Annotated in this window: 21 protein-coding genes and 2 tRNA genes; 17 read left to right on the forward strand and 6 right to left on the reverse strand. The window is 65.1% G+C overall.

Annotation, left to right across the window (positions count from 1 at the left end; translation table 11 throughout):
* Nucleotides 1–65 precede the first annotated feature (65 nt).
* Both carB and greA read left to right on the forward strand, forming a co-directional pair.
* Nucleotides 66–3,299 carry a carbamoyl-phosphate synthase large subunit gene (gene carB, locus DOM67_RS02655; protein ID WP_110674127.1) on the forward strand — a complete coding sequence of 1,078 codons (3,234 nt, stop codon included), beginning with the start codon at nt 66–68 and terminating at the stop codon, nt 3,297–3,299.
* A complete protein-coding gene (gene greA, locus DOM67_RS02660) occupies nt 3,292–3,768 on the forward strand; it encodes a transcription elongation factor GreA (RefSeq protein WP_110674128.1) in 477 nt (158 codons plus the stop codon). Before carB ends, greA begins: the two co-directional genes overlap by 8 nt.
* Nucleotides 3,769–3,887: 119 nt before the next feature.
* Here greA and yhbY read toward each other — a convergent pair whose 3' ends face one another.
* Nucleotides 3,888–4,214, reverse strand: a complete 327-nt coding sequence (gene yhbY, locus DOM67_RS02665) for a ribosome assembly RNA-binding protein YhbY (protein WP_035476168.1) — start codon at nt 4,212–4,214, stop codon at nt 3,888–3,890.
* Between the two features lie 276 nt (nt 4,215–4,490).
* Between yhbY and rlmE the strand changes: the two genes are divergently transcribed.
* The 15 genes from rlmE (at nt 4,491) to pnp (ending at nt 20,442) form a co-directional block, all read left to right on the forward strand.
* Nucleotides 4,491–5,150, forward strand: a complete 660-nt coding sequence (gene rlmE, locus DOM67_RS02670) for a 23S rRNA (uridine(2552)-2'-O)-methyltransferase RlmE (protein WP_110674129.1) — start codon at nt 4,491–4,493, stop codon at nt 5,148–5,150.
* Nucleotides 5,151–5,411: 261 nt separating this feature from the next.
* On the forward strand, nt 5,412–7,379 hold the full coding sequence (gene ftsH / locus DOM67_RS02675; protein ID WP_110674130.1) for an ATP-dependent zinc metalloprotease FtsH: 1,968 nt from the start codon (nt 5,412–5,414) through the stop codon (nt 7,377–7,379).
* A 180-nt stretch (nt 7,380–7,559) separates the two neighbouring features.
* Nucleotides 7,560–8,429, forward strand: a complete 870-nt coding sequence (gene folP / locus DOM67_RS02680; RefSeq protein ID WP_232825112.1) for a dihydropteroate synthase — start codon at nt 7,560–7,562, stop codon at nt 8,427–8,429.
* Entirely contained in the window at nt 8,422–9,807 is a 1,386-nt protein-coding gene (glmM, locus tag DOM67_RS02685) for a phosphoglucosamine mutase (RefSeq protein ID WP_110674131.1), read from the forward strand. Before folP ends, glmM begins: the two co-directional genes overlap by 8 nt.
* Nucleotides 9,808–9,892: 85 nt before the next feature.
* Nucleotides 9,893–10,642 carry a triose-phosphate isomerase gene (gene tpiA, locus DOM67_RS02690; RefSeq protein WP_110674132.1) on the forward strand — a complete coding sequence of 250 codons (750 nt, stop codon included), beginning with the start codon at nt 9,893–9,895 and terminating at the stop codon, nt 10,640–10,642.
* A 4-nt stretch (nt 10,643–10,646) separates the two neighbouring features.
* A complete protein-coding gene (gene secG / locus DOM67_RS02695) occupies nt 10,647–11,027 on the forward strand; it encodes a preprotein translocase subunit SecG (protein ID WP_110674133.1) in 381 nt (126 codons plus the stop codon).
* 79 nt (nt 11,028–11,106) lie between these two features.
* Nucleotides 11,107–11,193, forward strand: a tRNA-Leu gene (locus tag DOM67_RS02700).
* A gap of 118 nt (nt 11,194–11,311) precedes the next feature.
* A tRNA-Met gene (locus DOM67_RS02705) sits at nt 11,312–11,388 on the forward strand.
* Between the two features lie 159 nt (nt 11,389–11,547).
* A complete protein-coding gene (rimP, locus tag DOM67_RS02710; RefSeq protein WP_110674134.1) occupies nt 11,548–12,009 on the forward strand; it encodes a ribosome maturation factor RimP in 462 nt (153 codons plus the stop codon).
* Nucleotides 12,010–12,151: 142 nt separating this feature from the next.
* The gene (gene nusA / locus DOM67_RS02715) at nt 12,152–13,645 is read left to right on the forward strand and encodes a transcription termination factor NusA (RefSeq protein ID WP_110674135.1); all 1,494 of its coding nucleotides are present in this window, start codon (nt 12,152–12,154) and stop codon (nt 13,643–13,645) included.
* A gap of 27 nt (nt 13,646–13,672) precedes the next feature.
* The gene (gene infB / locus DOM67_RS02720; RefSeq protein WP_110674136.1) at nt 13,673–16,198 is read left to right on the forward strand and encodes a translation initiation factor IF-2; all 2,526 of its coding nucleotides are present in this window, start codon (nt 13,673–13,675) and stop codon (nt 16,196–16,198) included.
* A 45-nt stretch (nt 16,199–16,243) separates the two neighbouring features.
* Nucleotides 16,244–16,693: a 30S ribosome-binding factor RbfA gene (rbfA, locus tag DOM67_RS02725; protein WP_110674137.1), complete on the forward strand. Its 450-nt coding sequence runs from the start codon at nt 16,244–16,246 to the stop codon at nt 16,691–16,693.
* Nucleotides 16,693–17,619 carry a tRNA pseudouridine(55) synthase TruB gene (gene truB / locus DOM67_RS02730; protein ID WP_110674138.1) on the forward strand — a complete coding sequence of 309 codons (927 nt, stop codon included), beginning with the start codon at nt 16,693–16,695 and terminating at the stop codon, nt 17,617–17,619. Before rbfA ends, truB begins: the two co-directional genes overlap by 1 nt.
* A gap of 142 nt (nt 17,620–17,761) precedes the next feature.
* Nucleotides 17,762–18,031 carry a 30S ribosomal protein S15 gene (gene rpsO / locus DOM67_RS02735; RefSeq protein ID WP_035476178.1) on the forward strand — a complete coding sequence of 90 codons (270 nt, stop codon included), beginning with the start codon at nt 17,762–17,764 and terminating at the stop codon, nt 18,029–18,031.
* 281 nt (nt 18,032–18,312) lie between these two features.
* A complete protein-coding gene (gene pnp / locus DOM67_RS02740) occupies nt 18,313–20,442 on the forward strand; it encodes a polyribonucleotide nucleotidyltransferase (RefSeq protein ID WP_110674139.1) in 2,130 nt (709 codons plus the stop codon).
* A 179-nt stretch (nt 20,443–20,621) separates the two neighbouring features.
* Here the strand turns inward: pnp and DOM67_RS02745 are convergent, their stop codons facing one another.
* The 5 genes from DOM67_RS02745 to panB all read right to left on the reverse strand — a co-directional run bounded on the left by DOM67_RS02745 (nt 20,622) and on the right by panB (nt 24,947).
* Nucleotides 20,622–21,647 (reverse strand): acyltransferase, encoded by a 1,026-nt coding sequence (locus DOM67_RS02745; protein WP_110674140.1) that lies wholly within the window; start codon nt 21,645–21,647, stop codon nt 20,622–20,624.
* A 148-nt stretch (nt 21,648–21,795) separates the two neighbouring features.
* Nucleotides 21,796–22,752, reverse strand: a complete 957-nt coding sequence (coaA, locus tag DOM67_RS02750; RefSeq protein WP_110674141.1) for a type I pantothenate kinase — start codon at nt 22,750–22,752, stop codon at nt 21,796–21,798.
* A gap of 41 nt (nt 22,753–22,793) precedes the next feature.
* Nucleotides 22,794–23,300 (reverse strand): GNAT family N-acetyltransferase, encoded by a 507-nt coding sequence (locus DOM67_RS02755; protein ID WP_110674142.1) that lies wholly within the window; start codon nt 23,298–23,300, stop codon nt 22,794–22,796.
* Nucleotides 23,293–24,156 (reverse strand): pantoate--beta-alanine ligase, encoded by an 864-nt coding sequence (gene panC, locus DOM67_RS02760; protein ID WP_110674143.1) that lies wholly within the window; start codon nt 24,154–24,156, stop codon nt 23,293–23,295. The genes DOM67_RS02755 and panC overlap by 8 nt, the downstream gene beginning before the upstream one ends.
* Nucleotides 24,156–24,947, reverse strand: a complete 792-nt coding sequence (panB, locus tag DOM67_RS02765; RefSeq protein WP_110674144.1) for a 3-methyl-2-oxobutanoate hydroxymethyltransferase — start codon at nt 24,945–24,947, stop codon at nt 24,156–24,158. Before panB ends, panC begins: the two co-directional genes overlap by 1 nt.
* Nucleotides 24,948–25,005 lie beyond the last annotated feature (58 nt).

The raw sequence follows: 25,005 nt of genomic DNA on the forward strand, positions 1-25,005 counted from the left end.
GGGATTTGACTCTTTCAGGGCCGGCGGCCGCCGCCGGCACCACCTTATTCGACGAGTGTTAGCGCATGCCAAAACGTACGGATCTCGACAGCATTCTGATCATCGGCGCCGGCCCCATCGTCATCGGGCAGGCGTGCGAATTCGACTACTCCGGGGCCCAGGCCTGTAAGGCGCTGCGCGAAGAGGGCTACCGCGTCATCCTGGTCAACTCCAACCCGGCCACCATCATGACCGACCCGGTGATGGCCGACGCCACCTACATCGAGCCGATCACCTGGCAGGCGGTGGAGAAGATCATCGAGCGCGAGCGCCCCTCGGCGATCCTGCCGACCATGGGCGGACAGACCGCGCTCAACTGTGCGCTGGACCTGGACAAGCACGGCGTGCTGGAGAAGCACGGCGTGGAGATGATCGGTGCCAACGCCGATGCCATCAACAAGGCCGAAGATCGCGATCTGTTCGACAAGGCGATGAAGAACATCGGCCTGGAGTGCCCCAAGGCCAAGGTCGCCCACACCATGGACGAGGCGTGGGAGATCCAGGGCGAGCTGGGCTTCCCGGTGATCATCCGCCCCTCCTACACCATGGGCGGCTCCGGCGGCGGCGTGGCCTACAACAAGGAGGAGTTCGAGGAGATCTGCGGTCGCGGGTTCGAGCTCTCCAACAACCACGAGCTGCTGATCGACGAATCCTTGCTGGGGTGGAAGGAGTACGAGATGGAGGTCGTTCGTGACAAGAACGACAACTGCATCATCGTCTGCGCGATCGAGAACTTCGACCCCATGGGCGTGCACACCGGTGACTCCATCACCGTGGCCCCGGCGCAGACGCTGACCGACAAGGAGTACCAGATCATGCGTAACGCATCGCTTGCGGTGCTGCGCGAGATCGGCGTCGAGACCGGCGGCTCCAACGTCCAGTTCGGCGTCGATCCGAACACCGGGCGCATGGTGGTGATCGAGATGAACCCGCGGGTGTCGCGCTCCTCGGCGCTGGCCTCCAAGGCCACCGGCTTCCCGATCGCCAAGATCGCCGCCAAGCTGGCGGTGGGTTACACCCTGGACGAGCTGCAGAACGACATCACCGGCGGTGCCACGCCGGCCTCCTTCGAGCCATCGATCGACTACGTGGTCACCAAGATCCCGCGTTTTACCTTCGAGAAGTTCCCCCAGGCCAACGACCGGCTGACCACCCAGATGAAGTCGGTGGGTGAGGTGATGGCGATCGGCCGCACCTTCCAGGAGTCGATGCAGAAAGCGCTGCGCGGCCTGGAGATCGGTGTCGACGGGCTCGATCCCAAGGTCGCCGACTTCGGCCCCGAGAACATGGCGCTGATCCAGGGCGAGCTGCAGGCCGCCGGCGCCGACCGTATCTTCTACGTCGCCGACGCCATGCGCAGTGGCATGAGCGTGGACGAGGTGTTCGCGCTGACCAACATCGACCGCTGGTTCCTGGTCCAGCTCGAGGAGCTGGTGCGTCTGGAAGGTGAGGTGGCCAAGCGCGCGCTGCACGACTTCGATGCCGATGAGCTGTTCCGGCTCAAGCGCAAGGGCTTCTCCGACGCGCGTCTGGCGGCCCTGCTGGGCGTGGCCGAGAGCGAGGTGCGCGCACGGCGCCACCAGCTCGATATTCGCCCGGTCTACAAGCGCGTCGACACCTGTGCCGCCGAGTTCGCTTCGAGCACCGCCTACATGTACTCCACTTACGAAGAGGAGTGCGAGGCCGAGCCCTCCAGCCGCCAGAAGATCATGGTGCTCGGTGGCGGTCCCAACCGGATCGGCCAGGGCATCGAGTTCGACTACTGCTGCGTCCACGCCGCCCTCGCCATGCGCGAAGACGGCTATGAGACGATCATGGTCAACTGCAACCCGGAGACCGTCTCCACCGACTACGACACCTCGGATCGCCTCTACTTCGAGCCGGTGACCCTGGAGGACGTGCTCGAGATCGCCGACAAGGAGCAGCCGGTCGGGGTGATCGTGCAGTTCGGCGGCCAGACGCCGCTGAAGCTGGCGCGGGCCCTGGAAGCCGCCGGCGTGCCGATCATCGGTACCACGCCCGATGCGATCGATCGCGCCGAGGACCGCGAACGCTTCCAGCAGATGATCGACAAGCTGGGGCTCAAGCAGCCGCCCAACGCCACCGCGCGCAGCTTCGAGGACGCCTTCGCCAAGGCCGAGAAGATCGGCTACCCGCTGGTGGTGCGCCCCAGCTACGTGCTCGGCGGCCGGGCGATGGAGATCGTCTACTCGGCCGAGGAGCTGGAGCGCTACATGACCCATGCGGTCAAGGTCTCCAACGACTCGCCGGTGCTGCTCGACCACTTCCTCAAGGCCGCGGTGGAGATCGACATCGACGCCGTCTCCGACGGCGAGCAGGTGGTGATCGGCGGCATCATGCAGCATATCGAGCAGGCCGGCGTGCACTCCGGTGACTCCGCCTGCTCGCTGCCGCCCTACTCGTTGCCCGCCGACGTCCAGGACGCAATGCGCGATCAGGTCAAGCAGATGGCGGTCGAGCTCAACGTGGTCGGGCTGATGAACGTGCAGCTGGCGTGGCAGGATGGCGAGATCTACGTCATCGAGGTCAACCCGCGCGCCTCGCGCACGGTGCCGTTCGTCTCCAAGTGCATCGGCACCTCGCTGGCCCAGGTGGCGGCACGCTGCATGGCTGGCAAGACGCTGGCGGCGCAGAACTTCACCCGCGAGATCATTCCGGGTTACTACAGCGTCAAGGAAGCGGTCTTCCCGTTCAACAAGTTCCCCGGCGTCGATCCGATCCTGTCGCCGGAGATGAAGTCCACCGGTGAGGTGATGGGCAGCGGTACCACCTTTGCCGAGGCCTTCTACAAGGCACAGCTGGGCGCGGGAGAAGCGATTCCCAAGCTCAGCGGCGAGCGCAAGGCGTTTCTGTCGGTGCGTGAGCCGGACAAGCAGGGTGTTATCGAGGTTGCCCAATCTCTGCTAGCCTTGGGCTTCGATCTCGTGGCGACCCGTGGCACGGCCCAGGCTCTGGAGCAGGCTGGGCTGACGGTCGCCGTCGTCAACAAGGTTTATGAAGGCCGTCCGCATATCGTCGATCTGCTCAAGAACGACGAGATCGCCTATATCGTGAACACCACGGAAGGCCGTCAGGCGATCAATGATTCCTCGGTCATCCGGCGTACCGCACTGGCGCGCAAGGTTCCCTATGCCACGACGCTGGCAGGGGCGCGTGCCGTCTGCATGGCGCTGGAGTATGGCAACGAGATCACGGTGCGGCGGCTTCAGGAACAGCATGCAGGAGCAGTCAATGAATAAGGTCCCGATGACCGTCCACGGCGAGCAGTCGCTGCGCGAAGAGCTCAACCATCTCAAGGGCGAGGAGCGCCCACGGGTGATCGCGGCGATCGCCGAGGCGCGCGAGCATGGCGATCTCAAGGAGAACGCCGAGTACCATGCCGCGCGCGAGCAGCAGGGCTTCATCGAAGGGCGCATCCAGGAGATCGAGGGCAAGCTCTCCAACGCCCAGGTGATCGACGTGGCCAAGATGCCGCGCACCGGCAAGGTGATCTTCGGGGTCACCGTGGATCTGCTCAACCTGGAAACCGACGAAGAGGTGCGTTATCGCATCGTCGGTGAGGACGAGGCCAACATCAAGGCGGGCAAGATTTCGGTCACCTCCCCGATCGCCCGGGCCTTGATCGGCAAGAGCGAAGGCGATGTGGTCAACGTGCGTACGCCGGGTGGCGACGTGGAGTATGAGATCTCGGGCGTCGAGCATATCTGATCGCACGCGCGCCGCTGCGCGTTGGTCAAACGGCGTTGAAAGCGAAAGAAGCCGCGACACTGTCGCGGCTTCTTTTTGTGCTGAAGTACGCTGCTTTTTGCGGCCCGCGGATGTCAGGTTCAGTGGCGGCCGTGATGGTTCTCGGCGCGGGCGATGTTGGAGAGTTTGGGGTTGGCCTTGGGGTTGTGGCGGTAGAGCAGCGCCACCTTGCCCAGACTCTGGACCAGCTCTGCGCCGGAGACCGCGACCAGCTCCTCGATCATCGCCTGGCGATCCTCGCGCTCGGGGATCGCCAGCTTGACCTTGATCAGCTCGTGGTCGCGCAGGGCGCGCTCGAGCTCCTGCTGGGCGCCTTCGCCGAGACCGTTCTCGCTCACGGTGACGACCGGCTGGAGATGGTGGCCGATGCTGCGAAAGGCTTTCTTTTGTGCCGATGACAAGCTCATGGTAACCTGACCGTTGGACTTCACTAATAAGATTTAGCGGTGCTGCAATCGGTCCCACCACCGCACTGTCGAAACGCGCATGGTACGGGTTTCGGCAGCGCCAGGAAAGGCGGCAGGCGCCAAAGCACCCTGTGACACGGCCGATTCCGGCGTGTATCCGGCCGCCTCGCCGGCTTCTCCCCCTTGGTTTTGTGGTCTGGCAGCATCCAGCGGCCCCGTTCCGGCGGCCGATTCCCGTTTCGTTCCATCATTTTCCGTATCCGCAGGTGGCCATTCGTGACCCGCTCCTCGACCCCAGGCAAGACCGGCGCCGCGACGCGGCAGAGCAAGAGCAGTGCCGGCTGGCTCAAAGAGCACTTCGACGACCGTTACGTGCAGCAGTCGTGGAAGGATGGCTATCGTTCGCGGGCCAGCTACAAGCTGCTCGAGCTCGACCAGCGCGATGCGCTGCTGCGTCCGGGAATGGGGGTGATCGACCTGGGTGCGGCGCCGGGCGGCTGGAGCCAGGTGGCGGCGGAGAAGGTCGGCCCCGAAGGCGTGGTGATCGCCTCCGATATCCTCGAGATGGATGCGCTGGCCGGCGTCAGCTTCATCCAGGGCGACTTCACCGAAGAGAGTGTGCTCGAGGCGATTCTGGCCGAGCTCGGTGAGCGCCCCCTCGACCTGGTGCTGTCGGATATGGCGCCCAATATGAGCGGTATGGCGGCGATCGACCAGCCGCAGGCGATGTATCTGGTCGAGCTGGCGCTCGACCTGGCTCGGCAGACGCTCTCGCCGGGTGGCAACTTCCTGGCCAAGGTGTTCCAGGGAGAGGGCTTCGATGACTACCTGCGCGAGCTGCGCGCCAGCTTCACCAAGGTGGTCACGCGCAAGCCGGAGGCGTCGAGGGCCCGGTCACGTGAAGTCTATCTGCTGGCCCAGGGGTTCAAGGGCTAGCTCGAGCGTGAGGCCGAGGTGCGAAAGACCGGTCGGTGTTCGAGAGATCGGCGTTCGACAGATAGGGTAGTTTCGAAGCGCAACACATTTCAGGGCCGGTTCGGCGCGGCGTTCGACGCTTCGGAGGGCCGATACATGATGTCTACTTGGCCGACTTTCGCGCGGACACGGCTTGCAAGCATGGCCGCGAGCCCCCATCTGAGGTAGGGTCGAGAGCATGGCAGACGCAGGCGGCGAGATTCGTACTATGAGGGTGGTGTCTTGAACGACATGGCGAAGAATCTAATTCTCTGGTTGGTCATCGCAGCCGTGCTGCTGACGGTGTTCAACAATTTCAGCGTGGATAGCTCGCCGCATACGATGAGCTACTCCCAATTCGTGGAGCAGGTGCAGAAAGATCAGGTGCGCAGCGTGACCATCGATGGCTACACCATCAGTGGTGAGCGCAGCGACGGCACCCAGTTCCAGACCATCCGTCCGGCTGCGCAGGATCCCAAGCTGATGGATGACCTGCTGTCGCACAAGGTCACCGTGGTCGGCAAGAAGCCGGAAGAGCAGAGCCTGTGGACGCGGCTGCTGATCGCCAGCTTCCCGATTCTGCTGATCCTGGCGATCTTCTTCTTCTTCATGCGCCAGATGCAGGGCGGCGGCAGCGGTCGCGGCGGCCCCATGAGCTTCGGCAAGTCCAAGGCCAAGCTGCTCAGCCAGGACCAGATCAAGAGCACCTTCGCCGACGTCGCCGGTTGCGACGAGGCCAAGGAAGAAGTGGTCGAGCTGGTCGACTTCCTCAAGGACCCCTCCAAGTTCCAGCGCCTGGGTGGTCAGATCCCCCGCGGCGTGCTGATGGTGGGGCCGCCCGGGACGGGCAAGACGCTGCTCGCCAAGGCGATCGCCGGCGAGGCCAAGGTGCCATTCTTCTCCATTTCCGGCTCCGACTTCGTCGAGATGTTCGTGGGTGTCGGCGCCTCGCGCGTGCGTGACATGTTCGAGCAGGCCAAGAAGCAGGCGCCCTGCATCATCTTCATCGACGAGATCGACGCCGTCGGCCGCCATCGCGGCTCCGGCATGGGCGGCGGTCACGACGAGCGCGAGCAGACCCTCAACCAGCTGCTGGTCGAGATGGACGGCTTCGAGGCCAACGACGGCATCATCGTGATCGCCGCCACCAACCGCCCCGACGTGCTCGACCCGGCGCTGCTGCGCCCGGGGCGCTTCGACCGCCAGGTCACCGTGCCGCTGCCGGACATCCGTGGGCGTGAGCACATCCTCAACGTGCACCTGCGCAAGGTGCCGATGGGCGATGGCGTGAAGTCGAGCCTGATCGCACGTGGCACACCGGGCTTCTCGGGCGCCGATCTGGCCAACCTGGTCAACGAGGCGGCACTGTTCGCGGCGCGCCGCAATCGTCGCACCGTGGGCATGGAGGAGCTCGAGCTGGCCAAGGACAAGATCATGATGGGCGCCGAGCGGCGTTCGATGGTGATGTCCGAGAAAGAGAAGCTCAACACCGCTTATCACGAGTCCGGGCACGCCATCATCGGCCTGCTGATGCCGGAGCACGATCCGGTCTACAAGGTCACCATCATTCCGCGCGGTCGTGCGCTGGGGGTGACCATGTTCCTGCCGCTGGAAGATCGCTACAGCTATTCGCGGCAGCAGATCATCAGCCAGATCTGTTCGCTGTTCGGTGGGCGCATCGCCGAGGAGATGACGCTGGGCCCCAACGGTGTCACCACCGGTGCCTCCAACGACATCAAGCGAGCGACCGAGCTGGCCCACAGCATGGTGGCCAAGTGGGGCCTGTCCGACGAGATGGGGCCGCTGATGTACGACGAGGACGAATCGCACCAGTTCCTCGGTGGGCCGGGCCAGGGTGGCGGCAAGCTCAACTCGGGCGAGACCTCGACGCGTCTCGACAAGGAGATCCGCCGCATCATCGACGAGTGCTACGCCACGGCAGAGAAGATCCTTTCGGACAACCGCGACAAGCTGGACCTGATGGCCGAAGCGCTGATGCAGTACGAGACCATCGATGCCGATCAGCTCAAGGACATCATGGAAGGCCGAAAGCCGCGTCCGCCGAAGGACTGGGACGACCAGGGGCCGAGCACCGGCACCGGCGAGCCGGTCAGCAGCGCCGAGGCGCAGCCGGACGAGGACGAGCCCAAGGACGAGGAGCCGGGCAACCGACGCCCCTCCGATCCGCTGGGCGGGCCCGCCGGCTCCTGAGCCGGTCGCGGCTGACGACGTTCCACTCACAGCAGGGCGCCGATACGGCGCCCTGCTGCGTTATCGGCCCCGCGAATGCGCCAGGGCCGTGGCGCTTGCGTCCGGCGGCGGCGCTGCTTAGAGTGACTCTCTTTTTTCGAGTCATTCCCTTTTTTCCCGCTTCTTGGCGAGCCGAGGCCCATGACGGAAACGCCCCACGCCGGATCGATGCTGCGCTGCGGCAAGCACCTCCTCGACCTCACCCGTCCCCGCGTGATGGGGATTCTCAATGTCACTCCGGATTCGTTCTCCGATGGCGGCCGTCATCAACGCCTCGACGACGCCCGGCGCCATGCCGAGCGCATGCTCGCCGAAGGCGCCGATATCATCGATGTCGGTGGCGAGTCGACCCGACCCGGGGCGCAACCGGTGGCGCTCGACGCCGAGCGCGAGCGGGTGCTGCCAGTGGTCGAAATGCTGACCCGCGAGTTCGACGCCCTGGTCTCGGTGGATACCAGTGCGCCGCAGATCATCACCGAGGCGGCGCGGGCCGGAGCAGGGCTGATCAACGACGTGCGCGCGCTGACCCGCGACGGTGCTCTCGCTGCGGCGGCGCAGAGCGCGCTACCGGTGTGCCTGATGCACATGCAGGGCGAGCCCCAGACCATGCAGCAGGCGCCGCACTATGCCGAGCCGATCGAGGTAGCGGTGATCGATTTCCTGCGCCAGCGCGTCGCTGCCTGCGAGCAGGCGGGCATCCCGCGGGCGCGGCTGCTGCTCGACCCGGGCTTCGGTTTCGCCAAGACACTGGAACACAATCTTCAACTGCTCAACCGGCTGAGCGCCCTCGACGCGCTCGACCTGCCGCTGCTGGTGGGGGTGTCGCGCAAGCGCATGATCGGCGAGGCGCTGGGACGCGAGGTCAGTCAGCGTCTCCCCGGTGGGCTGGCGCTGGCGGTGATGGCGCTCGAGCGCGGCGCGCGGATCCTGCGCGTGCACGACGTCGCCCCCACGCGTGACGCGATCGACATGGCTTGGGCAGTACTGCAGGAGCGAGTAGAAAATGAGTAGACGCTATTTCGGTACCGACGGCATTCGCGGTACGGTCGGCGAGGCGCCGATCACCGCCGATTTCATTCTCAAGCTGGGCTGGGCCATGGGGCGGGTGCTGGCGCGCCGGGTCGCCGACCAGCAGACGCGGCAAAAATCCCACCAGGCGCCGCGGCCCAAGGTGGTGATCGGCAAGGACACGCGTATCTCGGGCTACATGTTCGAGTCGGCACTGGAGGCCGGCCTGTCGGCGGCAGGGGCGGATGTCTCGCTGCTGGGGCCGATGCCCACACCGGGGATCGCTTACCTGACGCGGACCTTCCGCGCCGACGCCGGCATCGTCATCTCGGCCTCGCACAATCCCTATCAGGACAACGGCATCAAGTTCTTCTCGGCGGAGGGGCTCAAGCTCGCCGATGCGGTCGAGCTGGAGATCGAGGCCGAGCTCGACAAACCGCTCGAGACCATGGCGCCCCATCGTCTGGGGCGTGCGGTGCGCATCAACGATGCCGCCGGGCGCTACATCGAGTTCTGCAAGTCGACGGTGCCCAATCGGCTCGAGCTGCACGGCCTGCGCATCGTGCTCGACTGCGCCCATGGCGCGACCTATCACATCGCGCCCAATGTCTTTCGCGAGCTGGGCGCCGATGTCAGCGTGATCGGGGCCGAGCCGGATGGCCTCAACATCAACAGTGGCGTCGGCTCGACCCATCCCGAGCGTTTACAGGCGGCGGTACGCGAGCGCGAAGCGGACCTCGGTATCGCCTTCGATGGGGATGGCGATCGCGTGCTGCTGGTCGGTGCCGACGGTACCCTGGTCGACGGCGACGAGATTCTCTATATCATTGCCCGCGATCTGCACGCCCGCGACAAGCTGCGTGGCGGCGTGGTGGGGACGCTGATGAGCAACTTCGGCCTGGCCGCGGCCTTCGAGCGCCAGGGGATTCCATTCGAGCGTGCCAAGGTCGGCGACCGCTATGTCACCGAACGCCTGCTGGCCAACGACTGGCTGCTGGGGGGAGAATCCTCCGGGCACATCCTCTGTCGTCACGTGCAGACCACCGGCGACGGCATCGTCTCGGCGCTGCAGGTGCTCGCGGTGATGGTGCGCGAAAGTGCTACCCTGTCTCAGCTGCTGGAAGGCTTCGAAAAGGCGCCCCAGGCGCTGGTCAACGTGCGTCTGCCCAGCGGTAGCGATGCCAAGGCGCTGCTGGAGAGCCCCGAGCTGCACCAGAGCGTGGCGGCGGTGGAGCAGGAGCTCGGCGATGGCGGCCGGGTGCTGCTGCGTCCCTCGGGCACCGAACCGCTGATTCGGGTGATGGTGGAGGGGCGTCCGCGCTTCGACGTTGCGGCGATGGCCGGGCGGATCGCAGCGAGCGTCGAGAATCTGATCACGTGAGGCGGCAGGGGCGAGGGGCGCGAGTTCTCTTGTTGTCTTGCTGTCAAGGCTTTTATACCATGTCGCACCACCGACGGGAGGTAGCATGCGCAAGCCGCTGATCGCGGGTAACTGGAAGATGAATGGCTCGGCGGAACTGGTCGAGACCTTCGCGCGGGCGTTTGCCGAGACGACGCTGCCGGCGTCGGTCGAGGTACTGATCCATCCTCCCTTCCCCTATCTGCAGGCCGCGTCGGAAGCCTTCGCCGCCACGCCGATCGGGCTCGGCGCGCAGACGCTCAATCCGCTGCACGCGGGGGCGCGTACCGGCGAGGTGAGCGGGCAGATGCTCAAGGAGTTCGGCGTCGAGTGGGTGCTCGTCGGCCACTCCGAGCGGCGTCAGCTCTACCACGAGGGCGACGAGGCGGTATTCGATCGCGTGATCGCGGCGCTGGGCGTCGGCATTCGTCCGATCCTGTGCGTCGGTGAGACCCTCGAGGAGCGTGATGCCGGGCGTACCGAGGAGGTGGTGCTGCGCCAGGTGGGCTATGTCATGTCGCGGCTCGAGCCGGCGCAGCGGCGTCAGCTGACGCTCGCCTACGAGCCGGTATGGGCGATCGGCACCGGGCGCACGGCGACCCCGGCGCAGGCCCAGGAGGTAATGGCGGCGATCCGCGCCTATCAGGCGGGGTTCGACCGTGAACTCGCCGCGGAGCTGCGCCTGCTCTACGGCGGGAGCATGAATGCGAGCAATGCCGCCGAGCTGCTCGCACAGCAGGATATCGACGGCGGCCTGATCGGCGGTGCGTCGCTCAAGGTCGACGATTTCATAGCGATTTGTCAGTCAGCAGGTTGATTTCATGCAGATAGCAGTTTTGATGATCCACGTACTCATCGCCATCGCACTGGTGGTGCTCGTCCTGCTGCAGCAGGGCAAGGGCGCCGAGGCCGGTGCTGCGTTCGGCGGTGGCTCCTCGCAGACGGTGTTCGGTTCGCGCGGCAGCGGCGGCTTTCTGTCCAAGCTGACCGGTGGCCTGGCCGCCCTGTTCTTCGTGACCTCGCTGGCGCTGGCCTACTTCGCGACCAACGCCAGCAGTTCGCCGCAGACCGGCATTCCCGACGCCCAAGTGATCGAGCAGCAACATAATGGCGCGCCGACCCTTGACGACGGCGATCAAACCGGGAATAATGCTGCGCCAGCACTCGAGGAAGGGACGCAGCAAAAATCGTCAAATCCTTGAGTGAAAAGGAAAACTCGTGAGCGCCAAGTTTGGGTTCTCGAGTCGGTGTCAACGCTCTCGGGCGTGACACTCCCCTGATGCCGAAGTGGTGGAATTGGTAGACACGCTATCTTGAGGGGGTAGTGACCTTACGGTCGTGCGGGTTCAAGTCCCGCCTTCGGCACCATCGTCAAGCCTGGGAATCGAACTGGATTCCAGACCTCTGAACGAAACCGGTTGATTGCGTGAATAGCGGCGTTCCTTGACCCATCGTGGGGCCGTTCCTATAATCGCCAACCTGATGTTGCGGGGTGGAGCAGTCTGGTAGCTCGTCGGGCTCATAACCCGAAGGTCGTCGGTTCAAATCCGGCCCCCGCTACCAAGTTTTTTGAAAGGCCCCTTCTTGAGAAGGGGCTTTTTGTTAGCGGCTTTGTCGTTCTCAACTTAGCCTGCTGACGCCAACGTCAGTCAGCCACCTAGCACCTTGCATGTCTCTCAACTCCCGGTCAGGTGCCTGATGCAACTGCTGTAGGAGTCGTCTGTGGTCACCAAGGACGCAGCACTATATGCGATCATCGAACCCGTGGTCACTGCCATGGGTTTCGAGCTGTGGGGCCTGGAGTATCTGGCTCAGGGCAAGCACTCCAAGTTGATGATCTTCATCGACGGCCCCAACGGTATCTCGGTGGACGACTGCGCCGATGTCAGCCGCCAGGTGAGCGGTGTGCTCGATGTCGAGGATCCGATCTCGAGCCATTACAGCCTGGAAGTTTCCTCTCCTGGGCTCGACCGCCCGCTCTATACCCTGGATCACTTTTCGCGTTTTCGTGGCCACGTCGTGCAGTTGAAGCTGCGCACGGCGTTCGATGGCCGGCGCAAGTTCCAGGGCCTGCTGGCCGGCGTCGAGGATGACGACGTGCTGCTGCAGATCGATGGCGAAGAGTACTGCTTCCCCATCGAGAGCATCGATCAAGCGCGCGTCGTGCCGCAGTTCGACGACTGACGCCGAACATCATTGTCGGTGGATCGGTAGCCGCCGATCGCGCTGTCGACACCACCCATCGATCACAAGAAGAGGCGCCGGATCCACGCTTCGAAGCGAGCAAGGCGTTTCCACAGAACCGGTTTTTCGGCGAGGCATAGGCATGAGCAAAGAGATACTGCTGGTCGTTGACGCCATCTCCAACGAGAAGAGCGTTCCCCGAGACGTGATCTTCGAAGCCGTCGAGGCGGCGCTCGCGAGCGCCTCGCGCAAGCGTTTCGAAGGTCAGGACGTGAGCGTTCGGGTCGAGATCGACCGGCGCACCGGTGAGTACGACACCTTCCGTCGCTGGACCGTGGTCGAGGACGAGGAGTATCTCAGCGAAGAGCGCGAGATTCCGCTGTCCGAAGCCGAACAGCGCGATCCGCCGCTGGCCCTCGGCGATGTCGTCGAAGAGCAGATCGAATCGGTGGCTTTCGGCCGCATCGCGGCGCAGACCGCCAAGCAGGTCATCGTGCAGAAGGTGCGCGAGGCCGAGCGGGCGCAGATCGTCAAGCAGTATGCCGAGCGCGAAGGCGAGCTGGTTGCCGGTATCGTCAAGAAGACGACACGCGATGGCCTTATCATCGACCTGGGCGAGAATGCCGAGGGCTTTCTGCCGCGCGGCGAGATGATTCCCGGCGAGCGCTACCGCATGAACGAGCGCGTGCGCGCGCTGCTGTGGAAGGTCGATCCGGAAGCCCGCGGCTCCCAGCTGATCCTGTCGCGGACCAAGCCCGGCATGCTGGTCGAGCTGTTCAAGATCGAGGTGCCCGAGATCGCCGAGCAGCTGATCGAGATCAAGGGCGCGGCACGCGATCCGGGCGCCCGCGCCAAGATCGCGGTCAAGACCAACGACAAGCGCATCGACCCGGTCGGTGCCTGCGTCGGTATGCGCGGTTCGCGCGTACAAGCGGTGTCCAACGAACTGCGCAACGAGCGCGTGGACATCATTCTATGGGACGACAACCCCGCCCAGCTGGTGATCAACGCCATGGCGCCGGCGGAAGTCGCTTCCATTCTCGTCGATGAGGACGCCCATTCGATGGACGTCGCCGTCGCCGAGGACAACCTCGCTCAGGCCATCGGCCGCAGCGGTCAGAACGTTCGGCTCGCCAGCGAGCTGACGGCCTGGACGCTCAACGTCATGACCGTTGACGAGGCCGAGGGTAAACGCGAACAGGAAGTCGACAGCCTGATCGAATATTTCATCAACCATCTCGAGATCGACGAAGACGTCGCCCGCATCCTGGTCGAGGAAGGGTTCACGACGATCGAAGAGCTGGCCTACGTGCCGCTCGAGGAGATGCTGGAGATCGAAGAGTTCGATGAGGATCTGATCGAGGAACTGCGAGCAAGGGCCAAGGATGAGCTGCTCAACCTGGCTATCGCCTCGGAAGAGGAACTGGACGGCGCTCAGCCCGCCGAAGACCTTCTCACGATGGACGGCATGGACCGCCACCTGGCATTCATTCTCGCCAGCCGTGGCATCGTCACCATGGAGGACCTTGCGGAACAGTCCATCGAGGATTTGAAGGATATCGACGACGTGGACGAGGAGCGCGCAGCGGCACTGATCATGACTGCCCGTGCGCCTTGGTTTCAGAGCGAAGAGTAACGTGGTCACGGGTTCAGGAGGGTCGTAATGTCAGACATGACCGTAAAAGAGTTTGCCGGCAAGGTGGGACGCGATGTCTCCCGCTTGCTAGAACAGATGAAGGATGCAGGCCTCCCGCACAAGCAGGAGAGTGACGCCGTATCCGAAGAAGACAAGCAGCGCCTGCTCGACCACCTGACCAAGAGTCATGGTGGGGGTCGGGGTCCGCGCAATCGGATCACGCTGACGCGCAATACCCGCAGCAAGATTCGTTCGGGCGAGCGCGGCAAGACCATCGAGGTTCAGGTGCGCAAGAAGCGCACCTACGTCAAGCGCGACGCCGAGCCGACCGAAGAGGCGCCGGTCGAGGAGTCCGGTCCGCGTCAGCTGGTCGGCGACATGGCCGATCATCAGGCGCAGCAGGCCGAGCAGCAGGCGCACGCCGAAGCGGCCGCGAAGGCAGCCGCCGCCGCCGAGAGCGCAGGCCAGGAGAGCTCCAACAAGGCAGCCGCGCCGTCGCCGGCCCCCGCCGCCCCGGGGGATGATATTCCCCAAGAGCCGCAGGTCGAGGACGTGGAGCCGGTCTCCAACAGCCAGCCGTTCGTCGAGCCGCCGCCCAAGGAGCAGCGTACCGAAAACCGTCGCGCGCATCCCAAGAAGGAGAAGGAGCGCGACAGCACCCGGCGTGGCCGTCGTGATGACGACGACGATCGCGGTGAGCGGCGTCGTGGTGGCAAGAAGGTCAAGCGTGCCGAGCGTCGTGGTACCCGCCGTGGGCGTGGTGACAACCAGCACGGTTTCCAGAAGCCGACCCAGCCGATCGTGCGTGAAGTGGCGATCCCCGAGTCGATCAGTGTGGCCGAACTCGCCGACAAGATGTCGATCAAGGCCAACGAAGTGATCAAGGCCATGTTCAGCATGGGCGCGGCGGTGACCATCAACCAGACCATCGACCAGGACACGGCTGCGATCGTGGTCGAAGAGATGGGCCACAAGCCGCGTCTGGTCAAGGAAGATGCGCTCGAGACCGAAGTGCTCGAGAACATCTCCTACGAGGGCGATGAGATTACCCGCTCGCCGGTCGTGACGGTGATGGGTCACGTCGACCACGGCAAGACCTCGCTGCTCGACTTCATCCGTCGTACCAAGGTGGCGACCGGTGAAGCCGGCGGGATCACCCAGCACATCGGCGCCTACCACGTCGAAGGCGAGCACGGCGGCGTGACCTTCCTCGACACCCCCGGACACGCGGCCTTTACCGCCATGCGTGCCCGTGGTGCCCAGGCGACCGACGTGGTCATCCTGGTGGTGGCTGCCGACGACGGCGTGATGCCGCAGACGATCGAAGCGGTCGAACACGCCAAGGCGGCCGGTGTGCCGCTGGTGGTGGCGATCAACAAGATCGACAAAGAGGGTGCCGATCTCGATCGCATCCGCAACGAGCTCTCCCAGCACGGCGTGATCTCGGAAGAGTGGGGCGGCGACACCCAGTTCGTGCCCGTCTCGGCCAAGACCGGTGATGGCATCGACCAGTTGCTCGAGTCCGTGTTGCTGGTCTCCGAAGTGCTCGAGCTCAAGGCCGTTCCCGAAGCGCCCGGCAAGGGTGTGGTGGTCGAGTCGCGGCTCGACCGTGGCCGCGGTCCGGTCGCCACCGTGCTGGTTCAGAACGGTACCCTGAGCCGCGGTGACATCGTGCTCGCTGGCCTGCACTACGGCCGCGTGCGTGCGCTGACCAACGAACTCGGCCAGCAGGTCGAGTCGGTGGGTCCGTCGATGCCGGTGGAGATCCAGGGTCTCGACGGTACGCCGGAAGCCGGCGAGGACTTCATGGTGCTGGCCGACGAGAAGAAGGCGCGTGAAATCGCCAACTTCCGTCAGGGCAAATACCGCGAAGTGCGTCTGGCGCGGCAGCAGAAGGCCAAGCTGGAGAACATGTTCAGCCAGATGGGCCAGGACGAGGTGGCCAAGGTCAACGTCGTGCTCAAGGCCGACGTCCAGGGCTCGCTGGAAGCGATCCGTGGCGCTCTGGAAGAGCTCTCCACCGACGAAGTCCAGGTCGCCGTGGTCTCCTCCGGGGTTGGTGGCATCACCGGCACCGATGCCAACCTGGCGCTCGCCAGCGAGGCGATTCTGGTCGGCTTCAACGTGCGTGCCGATGCCTCCGCCCGGGAGATCGTCGAGCGTGAAGGGCTGGATCTGCGCTACTACAGCGTCATCTACCAGCTCATCGACGAGGTCAAGCAGGCCATGAGTGGCATGCTGGCACCGGAGTGGAAGGAAGAGATCGTCGGTATCGCCGAAGTGCGCGATGTGTTCAAGGCGCCGAAGATCGGCGCGATCGCTGGCTGTATGGTCATCGAGGGCACCGTCCACCGCAACAAGAAGATCCGTGTCCTGCGCGACAACGTGGTCATCTACGAAGGCGATCTGGAGTCCCTGCGTCGCTTCAAGGATGACGTCAACGAAGTGCGTAACGGCATGGAGTGCGGTATCGGCGTCAAGAACTACAACGACGTTCAGGTCGGCGACAAGATCGAGGTCTTCGATCAGGTCAAGGTCGAACGGTCGCTGTAAGCGGCGATACCCGGGGGCCTGGCCCCCGGGGCCACGGAGCTAACGATGCGCGAATTCAAACGAACCGACCGGGTCGCCGACCAGCTCCAGCAGGAGCTGGCCGTGCTGATCCAGCGCGAGATCAAGGATCCGCGGCTGGGCATGGTCACCGTCAGTTCGGTGAAGGTCAGCCGGGATCTCGGTTACGCCGATGTCTTCGTCACCCTGCTGGGCGAGAACGACGCCGAGCGGGTGCGCGAGAACCTGGGCGTGCTCAAGCGTGCGGCCGGCTTCCTGCGCTCGCAGATCGCGCGTCGCATCAAGCTGCGTCACGTGCCGGAGCTGCGCTTTCACTACGACGAAAGCGTGCTGCGGGGCCATCACCTCTCGGCGCTGATCGATGAGGCGGTGGCCAGCGATCAGCGCCAAGACGCGGCTGACGACGCATCGTCCGACGATAACGCGTCGCAGCGGGGTGATGGAGCGCCGCAGCGGGGTGATGGAGAGCCGCGCTGATGGCCAGGCGTCGCAAGGGCCTGCCGATCGATGGCGTGCTGCTGCTGGACAAGCCCCAGGGCATGTCCAGCAACCACGCGCTGCAGCGGGTCCGACGTCTCTATCAGGCGCGCAAGGCGGGGCACACCGGTACGCTGGACCCCATGGCGACCGGGCTGCTGCCGGTCTGCCTCGGAGAGGCGACCAAGTTCTCCGCGCACCTGCTGGAGGCCGACAAGGTCTACCGTACCCGGGTCAAGCTGGGTGAGATCACCGACACCGGCGATGCCGAGGGGGAAGTGATCGCACGTCAGGCGCTCCCCGAGCGGCTGGACCACGACGCCATCGAGGCGCTGCTCGCGCGCTTTCGTGGCGAGATCGAGCAGGTGCCGCCGATGTACTCCGCGCTCAAGCATCAGGGGCGCAAGCTCTACGAGCTGGCGCGGGAAGGCAAGACGGTGGCACGTGCGCCGCGCCGCGTGACGGTGTATGATATTCGGCCGCTCGGCTGGGAGCCCGATGGCTTCTGGCTCGAGGTGCGCTGTAGCAAGGGTACCTATATCCGCACGCTGGCCGAAGATATCGGCCGCGAAGCCGGTTTCGGCGCGCATATCACGGCGCTGGAGCGGCTGCAGACGGGGCCTTTCGACAGCGCGCGGCGGGTGACGCTCGAGGCGCTCGAGGGGATGGACGACGACGCCCGGCTGGCACAGCTGTTGCCGGCCGATGCGATGCTCGACCATCTGCCCCCGCTCGCGGTGGCCGCCGAGACGGCTGATCGCCTGCTTCACGGGCAGCGCGCTGCGGTGGCCGCCGGTACGCTGGCGCCCGGCACCACGGCAAGACTCTATCTCGACCACGCCTTTCTGGGGCTGGTCGAGGCGACCGGGGCGACGGAGATCGCGCCCAAGCGCCTGGTCGATACCGCGGCTCTGGCATCGGGCTGAGTCCCGACACCAGGGTGGCAACGGCGGCGAGCCCTGGCTCGACGCCACACGCTGGAGTTCGCTCCGGCGATCATCGGGAGACTGCAAATATGCGTGGTCTCCGACATTCATCACTCAAGCATATTGCTTAGGAGAGTGTTTCATGGCACTGACTGCCGAGAAGAAAGCCGAAATCGTCAAAGAGTTCGGCCAGGGTGAAAACGACACCGGTTCCCCGGAAGTGCAGGTTGCCCTGCTGAGCGCCAACATCGATGGCCTGCAGAGCCACTTCAAGGATCACAAGCAGGATCACCACTCCCGTCGTGGTCTGATCCGCATGGTCAACCAGCGCCGCAAGCTGCTGGACTACCTCAAGGGCAAGGACTTCGACCGCTATCAGTCGCTGATCAAGAAACTCGGTCTGCGTCGCTGATACCGTCTGCCGGCACGCTTGCCGGCAGCGCGTGCTCGAGACAGGCAATCCCGTTCGGGATTGCCTGTTTTTTTATGCCCACTCGCCTGTCTTTGTCGCCGCTTTGCCCCGCCCCCTGGCTCACCTCTTCGGCCTCTGCTTCTGCCCCTTTTCGCGCTCCTGAGCCTGTGCCCGCAGCGTGTGTCACGCAGGCGACGTCGGTAGCTCTCGCCAGCGCGAACGCCTAGAATGGTCGCCGAGTCAAAAGACCCACATGAATCCGACAAGTTGAAGGAATACCCGTGAATCCGGTCGAAACCACCTTCCAGTACGGTGCCAGCACCGTCACTCTCGAAACCGGGCGCGTCGCCCGTCAAGCTACCGGCGCCGTGCTGGTCACCATGGATGATACCGTGGTGCTGTGTACCGTCGTCGGCCGCAAGGATCTCAAGCCTGGCCAGGACTTTTTCCCGCTCTCCGTGCACTACCAGGAGAAGACTTACTCGGTCGGCAAGATCCCCGGCGGCTTCTTCAAGCGTGAAGGGCGCCCCACCGAGAAAGAGACGCTGACCTCGCGTCTGATCGATCGTCCGATCCGCCCGCTGTTTCCCAAAGGCTTCATGAACGAAGTCCAGGTCATCTGTACCGTACTCTCCGCCGACCGTAACCAGGACCCGGACATCGCTGCGATGCTCGGCACCTCGGCCGCTCTGGCGATCTCCGGGCTGCCGTTCAACGGCCCGATCGGCGCCGCCCGTGTCGGTTTCACCGAGTCGCGTGGCTACTTCCTCAATCCCAAGGTGGATGAGCTCGCCACCACCGAGCTCAACATGGTCGTGGCCGGTACCGACAAGGCGGTACTGATGGTCGAGTCCGAGGCCAAGGAGCTGAGCGAAGACGAGATGCTCGGCGGCGTGCTCTATGCCCATCAGGAGATGCAGGTCGCGGTGGACGCGATCAAGGCATTCGCCCAGGAAGCCGGCAAGCCCAAGTGGGACTGGCAGCCGGCGGCCGACAACGCCGCCCTCAAGAGCGCCATCGCCGGCGCCTTCGAAGCCAAGATCGGCGAGGCTTATCGCATCACCGACAAGATGGCGCGTCAGGATGCCCTGGCCGCGATCCGCAGCGATGCGCTGGCCCAGTTCGCCGCTGGCGACAGCCCGCAGTTCAGCGCCGACGAGGTGAGCGGTGCCCTGGCCAGCCTCGAGAAGCACACCGTGCGGCGTCGCGTCATCGCCGGCGAGCCGCGCATCGATGGCCGTGATCACAAGACCGTGCGTCCGCTCGACGTCAAGGTCGGCGTGCTGCCGCGTACCCACGGCTCGGCGCTGTTCACCCGCGGCGAGACCCAGGCCGTGGTCATCGCCACCCTGGGCACGCTGCGTGACGCCCAGCTGATCGAGTCGCTGGAAGGGGAGCGCAAGGATCGCTTCCTGCTGCACTACAACTTCCCCCCCTACAGCGTCGGCGAAGCCGGCTTCATGGGTGGCCCCAAGCGCCGCGAGATCGGTCACGGCCGACTGGCACGCCGTGGCGTGCAGGCGATGCTGCCCAGCGAAGAGGACTTCCCGTATACCATCCGCGTGGTCTCGGAGATCACCGAGTCCAACGGCTCCAGCTCGATGGCTTCCGTCTGCGGCACCTCGCTGGCGCTGATGGACGCTGGCGTGCCGATCAAGGCGCCGGTCGCGGGTATCGCCATGGGGCTGGTCAAGGACGATGACGGTTTCGCCGTGCTCACCGACATCCTGGGCGACGAAGATCACCTCGGCGACATGGACTTCAAGGTGGCCGGTTCCGCCCAGGGCGTGACCGCACTGCAGATGGACATCAAGATCGAGGGCATCAACGAAGAGATCATGGAGACCGCGCTCTCCCAGGCGCATCAGGCGCGTATCGAGATCCTCGACAAGATGAACGCGGTCATCGCCGAGAGCCGCAACGAAGTCTCCGACTACGCCCCGGCGATGCAGACGATCAAGATCGATCCGGACAAGATCCGTGACGTCATCGGCAAGGGCGGCGCCACCATTCGCGGTATCTGCGAAGAGACCGGCGCCTCCATCGACATCGACGACGACGGTACCGTGCGTATCTACGCCGAAGACCGCGCCGCGGCCAAGCGTGCCATCGACAGTGTCGAGGCCATCACCGCCGAAGCCGAGATCGGCAAGCTCTACCGCGGCAAGGTGGTGCGTCTGGCCGACTTCGGCGCTTTCGTCAACTTCATGCCGGGTACCGACGGCCTGGTGCACATCTCGCAGATCGTGCCGGAGCGCGTCAACGACGTGAAGGACTACCTGAGCGAAGGCCAGGAAGTGACGGTCAAGGTGCTCGATATCGACAACCGCAACCGCGTGAAGCTGTCGATCAAGGAGATCACCCCGGAAGAGCAGGCCGCCTTCGAGGCGTCCCTCGTCGTCACCGAGTAAGTCTACGGGCGCCGCACCGGCGCCCGCTGCTCGCTCGACCACGCCCGGTCCGCCTCGTGCGGGCCGGGCGTTTTTGTGCCCGGCCATCCCTGGCGGGCACCCTACGGGCCGCCTTTGGCGTCTAAAATCGTTCCCGACGATGTTTTGTGCCCTGCCTCCCTGGCGGGCACCCTGCGAGCTCAGGCGCTAGCGGCAGTGGCACGGGGTGGCGGCAGCCAGCGCTTGATCCGTCGCGACAGGCGCTTCTCCACCAGCTCGAAGCTGATCCAGGAGAGCAGGGCGATGAGCGGCAGGCAGATCGCCAGGGTGAGATAGGGGCCGAGCCCGAGGCGCTGGGTGAGCAGGTAGTTGCCGCACCACAGCACGATGACGTGGAGCAGGTAGGTCGAGTAGGACCAGTCGCCCATGCGCTTGAACACCCGGTTGTCGCCGATATGCGGCTCCAGCGCGATACAGGCGATCACCAGCAGGGCGCTGGGCAGGCCCCAGGCGAAGAAGCGCAGGGTGCCGGCGGGGTCGTCGAAGGAGAGGAGCGTCGCCACGCTGAGCCCGATCAGCAGCAGCGGCCATACCCGCCCGGTGGGCAGCCCGTGGCGGGCGTAGTAGACGCCGATGCCGACCCCGAGCAGGAACTCGAAGATGATCGGATCGCTATAGAAACTGCTGATGAAAGGTTGTCGGGCGAATAGCGTATTGATCGCCACGATCGCGATCACCAGCCCCCACAGCCGCCACGGCCGCGCCAGCAGCAGCGAAGCGGCGAATACCAGGTAGAACAGCATCTCGAAGTTGAGCGTCCAGCCCACCGGCAGGATCGGGTAGTAGCCGTAGCCGGCCGGGTTCTCGGCCGGGATGAACAGCAGCGACTTGATCAGCCCGATGACACTGAAGCCGTACTCCGGCATGACGTCGCTGGTGAATACGATCACCAGGGCGGTGATCGCGGTATACAGCCAGTAGGCGGGCACGATTCGGGCGCAGCGCTGGAGCAGGAACTGGGGCATCGAAAGCCGCTTGCCGCGGGTCGAGACGGTGATCACGAAGCCGCTGATGACGAAGAAGATGTCCACCCCCACCTGGCCGCGGGTGGAGAGCAGATACTCGACCCAGTTATCGGCCTGGAAGCCGAAGAACACCTGCATGAAGTGGTGAAAGACGACGATCCACGCCGCCAGGGCGCGCAGCGCCTGTACCGAAACCAGCATCCCGCCTTCCTGTCTGCGACCAAAGTTGACAGCTATCGGAGGGGAAACAGCGGCGAAAGTTCGCCGCCGTCACACAGGCTGACAAAACGCTATGTCTGGACAACCTCTGTGCGGCAACTTTGCAGAGCAGGCGAGTCTGGCGTGCGCGTCACACCTTGCGCAGTGCCACCTGTTCGACCAGATGGTCGCGCCCCTTGCGCAGGATCAGATCGGCCCGCGGGCGGGTCGGCAGGATGTTCTCGCGCAGGTTGCGGCGGTTGATGTCGCGCCACAGCCCCTCGGCGATCTCCAGCGCCTCGGCCTCGCCGATCTGGGCATAGCGGTGGAAGAAGGAGTCGGGGTTCTGGAAGGCGGTCTGGCGCAGCAGCTTGAAGCGCTCCAGATACCAGTCGTGGATATGCTGCTCTTCGGCATCGATGTAGATCGAGAAGTCGAAGAAGTCGGAGACGAACGGCACCATCTTGCCGTCTTCGGGCAGATCGCGCACCTGCAGCACGTTGATGCCCTCGACGATCAGGATGTCGGGGCAGTCGACGGTCTGGAATTCGCGCTCACGCACGTCGTAGGTGAGGTGCGAGTAGAGCGGCGCCTGAACGTTGCGCACGCCCGCCTTGATCCAGGAGAGAAAGCGCAGCAGGGCGCCGATGTCGTAGCTCTCCGGGAAGCCCTTGCGGGTCATCAGTGCCTTGTCCTTGAGCACCGAGTTGGGATAGAGGAAGCCGTCGGTGGTGACCAGATCGACCTTGGGGCTCGACGGCCAGCGCGCCAGCAGCTCCTTGAGGATACGCGCGGTGGTCGACTTGCCCACCGCGACCGACCCGGCCAGGCCGATGATGAACGGTGTCTTCTGGGTATAGTCGATGTCGAGGAAGCGCTTGCGTTGGGCGTAGAGCTGCTGGCTGGCTTCGACGTAGGAGGAGAGCAGCCGCGACAACGACAGATAGATGCGTCGTACCTCATCGAGATCGATCGGGTCGTTGAGCGAGCGCAGCCGCTGAACCTCTTCGGAGGCGAGCGTCAGCGGCGTGTCGGCGCGAAAGGCCGCCCACTGCTGCGCCGAATAGAACTGATAGGGTGAGAACGGGTCCGGTCTCAGTTGGTTCATTGGATGTCTCTGACCATGATCGTCGAGTCGGCAGGCGGCGCTCAGCCGTCTTGCGGGCACTCATTGTCCGTGGTGTGGCCGGAATCGGCAAACCGCGGCAGCCACATCGGCTGTATGCCGCGGGCGTCCGCCGTGCCCCGAGTGACGAAGCCCAGCGTCTGATAGAGGGTGAGTGCCGCGAGGTTGTCGTGGAACACGTTGAGCGTGACGCAGCGGGCCTGGCGCCGCCGGGCCTGCGCCAGCAGATGTTGGCACAGGCTGCGCCCCAGCCCCTGGCCGCGGTGGTCTGGTGCGACGATGAGTCGAGCCAGATGCCAGTGGTCGCTGGCCTTGGGCACGAGCTGGCCGAAGGCAACGGGGTGCTCGCCCTCGCGCAGGGTGAAAGCGGGCGTGGCGCCGCCACCGAACTCGCGCCACAGCGTGGCGGCGTCCGGTGGCCAGGAGAGGCCGGGGCCGGCCCAGCGTTCGAGCGCCTGGGGCGAGTCGACCCAAGCGGCGATCACGCGCAGATCGCCCGGTAGCGCCGCACGCCAGTGGCGTTCAGGCATGTGCCGGCCCCGGCAGGGTGACCGCGATATTGTCGATCAGCCGCGTAGGGCCCAGATAGACGGCACCGAGCAGACGCGCCGGCCCGGCTGCCCCGGGTGTCAGCGGTGCCAGGCTGGGGTCACGCAGTTCCAGATAGTCCAACTGCAGATCCGCGTCCGCGAGCGCCTGGCGCGCCCGGTCCAGGCTGATGTCGACCGCGGCGCCCTGGTTCAGCGCGGCGGCGCACTCGTGCAGGGTGCGGTAGAGCGCGCTGGCGCGCTGGCGCTCCTCGGCGGAGAGATAGCCGTTGCGCGAGGAGAGTGCCAGGCCATCGTCGGCGCGCGCTGTGGCGACGCCCTCGACCTGGATCGGAAAGTGCAGATCGGCCACCAGCTTGCGAATCACCGCCAGCTGCTGGAAATCCTTCTCGCCGAAACAGGCGACATCCGGCTGGATCAGATGGAACAGCAGCGAGACCACGGTGGCGACGCCGTCGAAATGGCCGGGGCGGCTGCCGCCGCAGAGACCTTCCGAGACCCCGGGCACCCGCACCTGGGTCAGGCCCTCGAGCCCCTGTGGATAGAGGGTCTCCACGCTGGGCGCGAACAGCAGATCGCAGCCGTGTCGCGCCAGCTGCTCGCTGTCGGCCGCCAGGGTGCGCGGATAGCGTGCGAAATCCTCGCCCGGGCCGAACTGCAGGGGATTGACGAACAGCGTCGCCACGACCACATCGGCCAGTTCGCGGGCGCGGTCGACCAGTGCCAGATGGCCCGCATGCAGGTTGCCCATGGTCGGTACCAGAGCGATACGCTGGCCGCCGCGGCGCTCGCCGGCGAGCCATTCGCGCAGCGGCGCAACGGCGTGCAGGGTGTGCATCAGAAGGTGTGCTCCTCGGCCGGGAAGGTGCGCGCCTTCACCGCCTCGTGATAGGCGCGGAAGGCATCGGGGATACTGTCACGGCCACTCAGGAAGTTCTTGACGAAGCGCGGCACGTAGCCGCTGTTGAGTCCCAGCACGTCGTGCATCACCAGAATCTGGCCGTCGACCTCGGCCCCGGCGCCAATGCCGATCACCGGGGCGGCGACAGCGTCGCGTACCGCCTTGCCCAGCTCCGCCGGCACGCACTCCAGCAGGATCACCGCCGCGCCGGCGTCGACCAGGCACTGGGCATCGTGGATGATGCGCTGGGCCTGATCGCGCTCGCGGCCCTGAACCTTGAAGCCGCCGAAACGGTGCACGCTCTGCGGGGTCAGGCCGAGATGGGCGCACACCGGTACGCCGCGGCGATGGAGTTCATTGACCCCATCGGCCATCCACGCCTCGCCCTCGATCTTGATCAGCTCGGCGCCGGCGCGCATCAGGGTGCCGGCGTCGCGCAGCAGCTGCGCGGTGTCGACGTTGCTCATGAACGGCAGGTCGACCATCAGCAGGCTGTGACGCTTGGCGCGGGCCACGCAGCGGGTGTGGTAGCAGAGGTCATCGAGGGTGACCGGCAGCGTGCTGGCGTGGCCCTGCAGCACCATGCCGAGGGAGTCGCCCACCAGCAGCACCTCGATGCCGGCCTCGTCGGCGCAGCGGGCGAAGGTGGCATCGTAGGCGGTCAGACAGCTGAAGGTATCGCCTTGCGTCTTGAGGTTGCTCAGCGTATTCAGGGTAACGGGCTTCATCACGGTTCTCTCGCAGCTAACGAACGCTGGGTACCTTTGGCGCGGGGCCGAGTGTAAA

Origin of the sequence: Salinicola sp. RZ23 (assembly GCF_003206675.1) — a bacterium.
Classification (GTDB): Bacteria; Pseudomonadota; Gammaproteobacteria; order Pseudomonadales; family Halomonadaceae; genus Salinicola; species Salinicola endophyticus.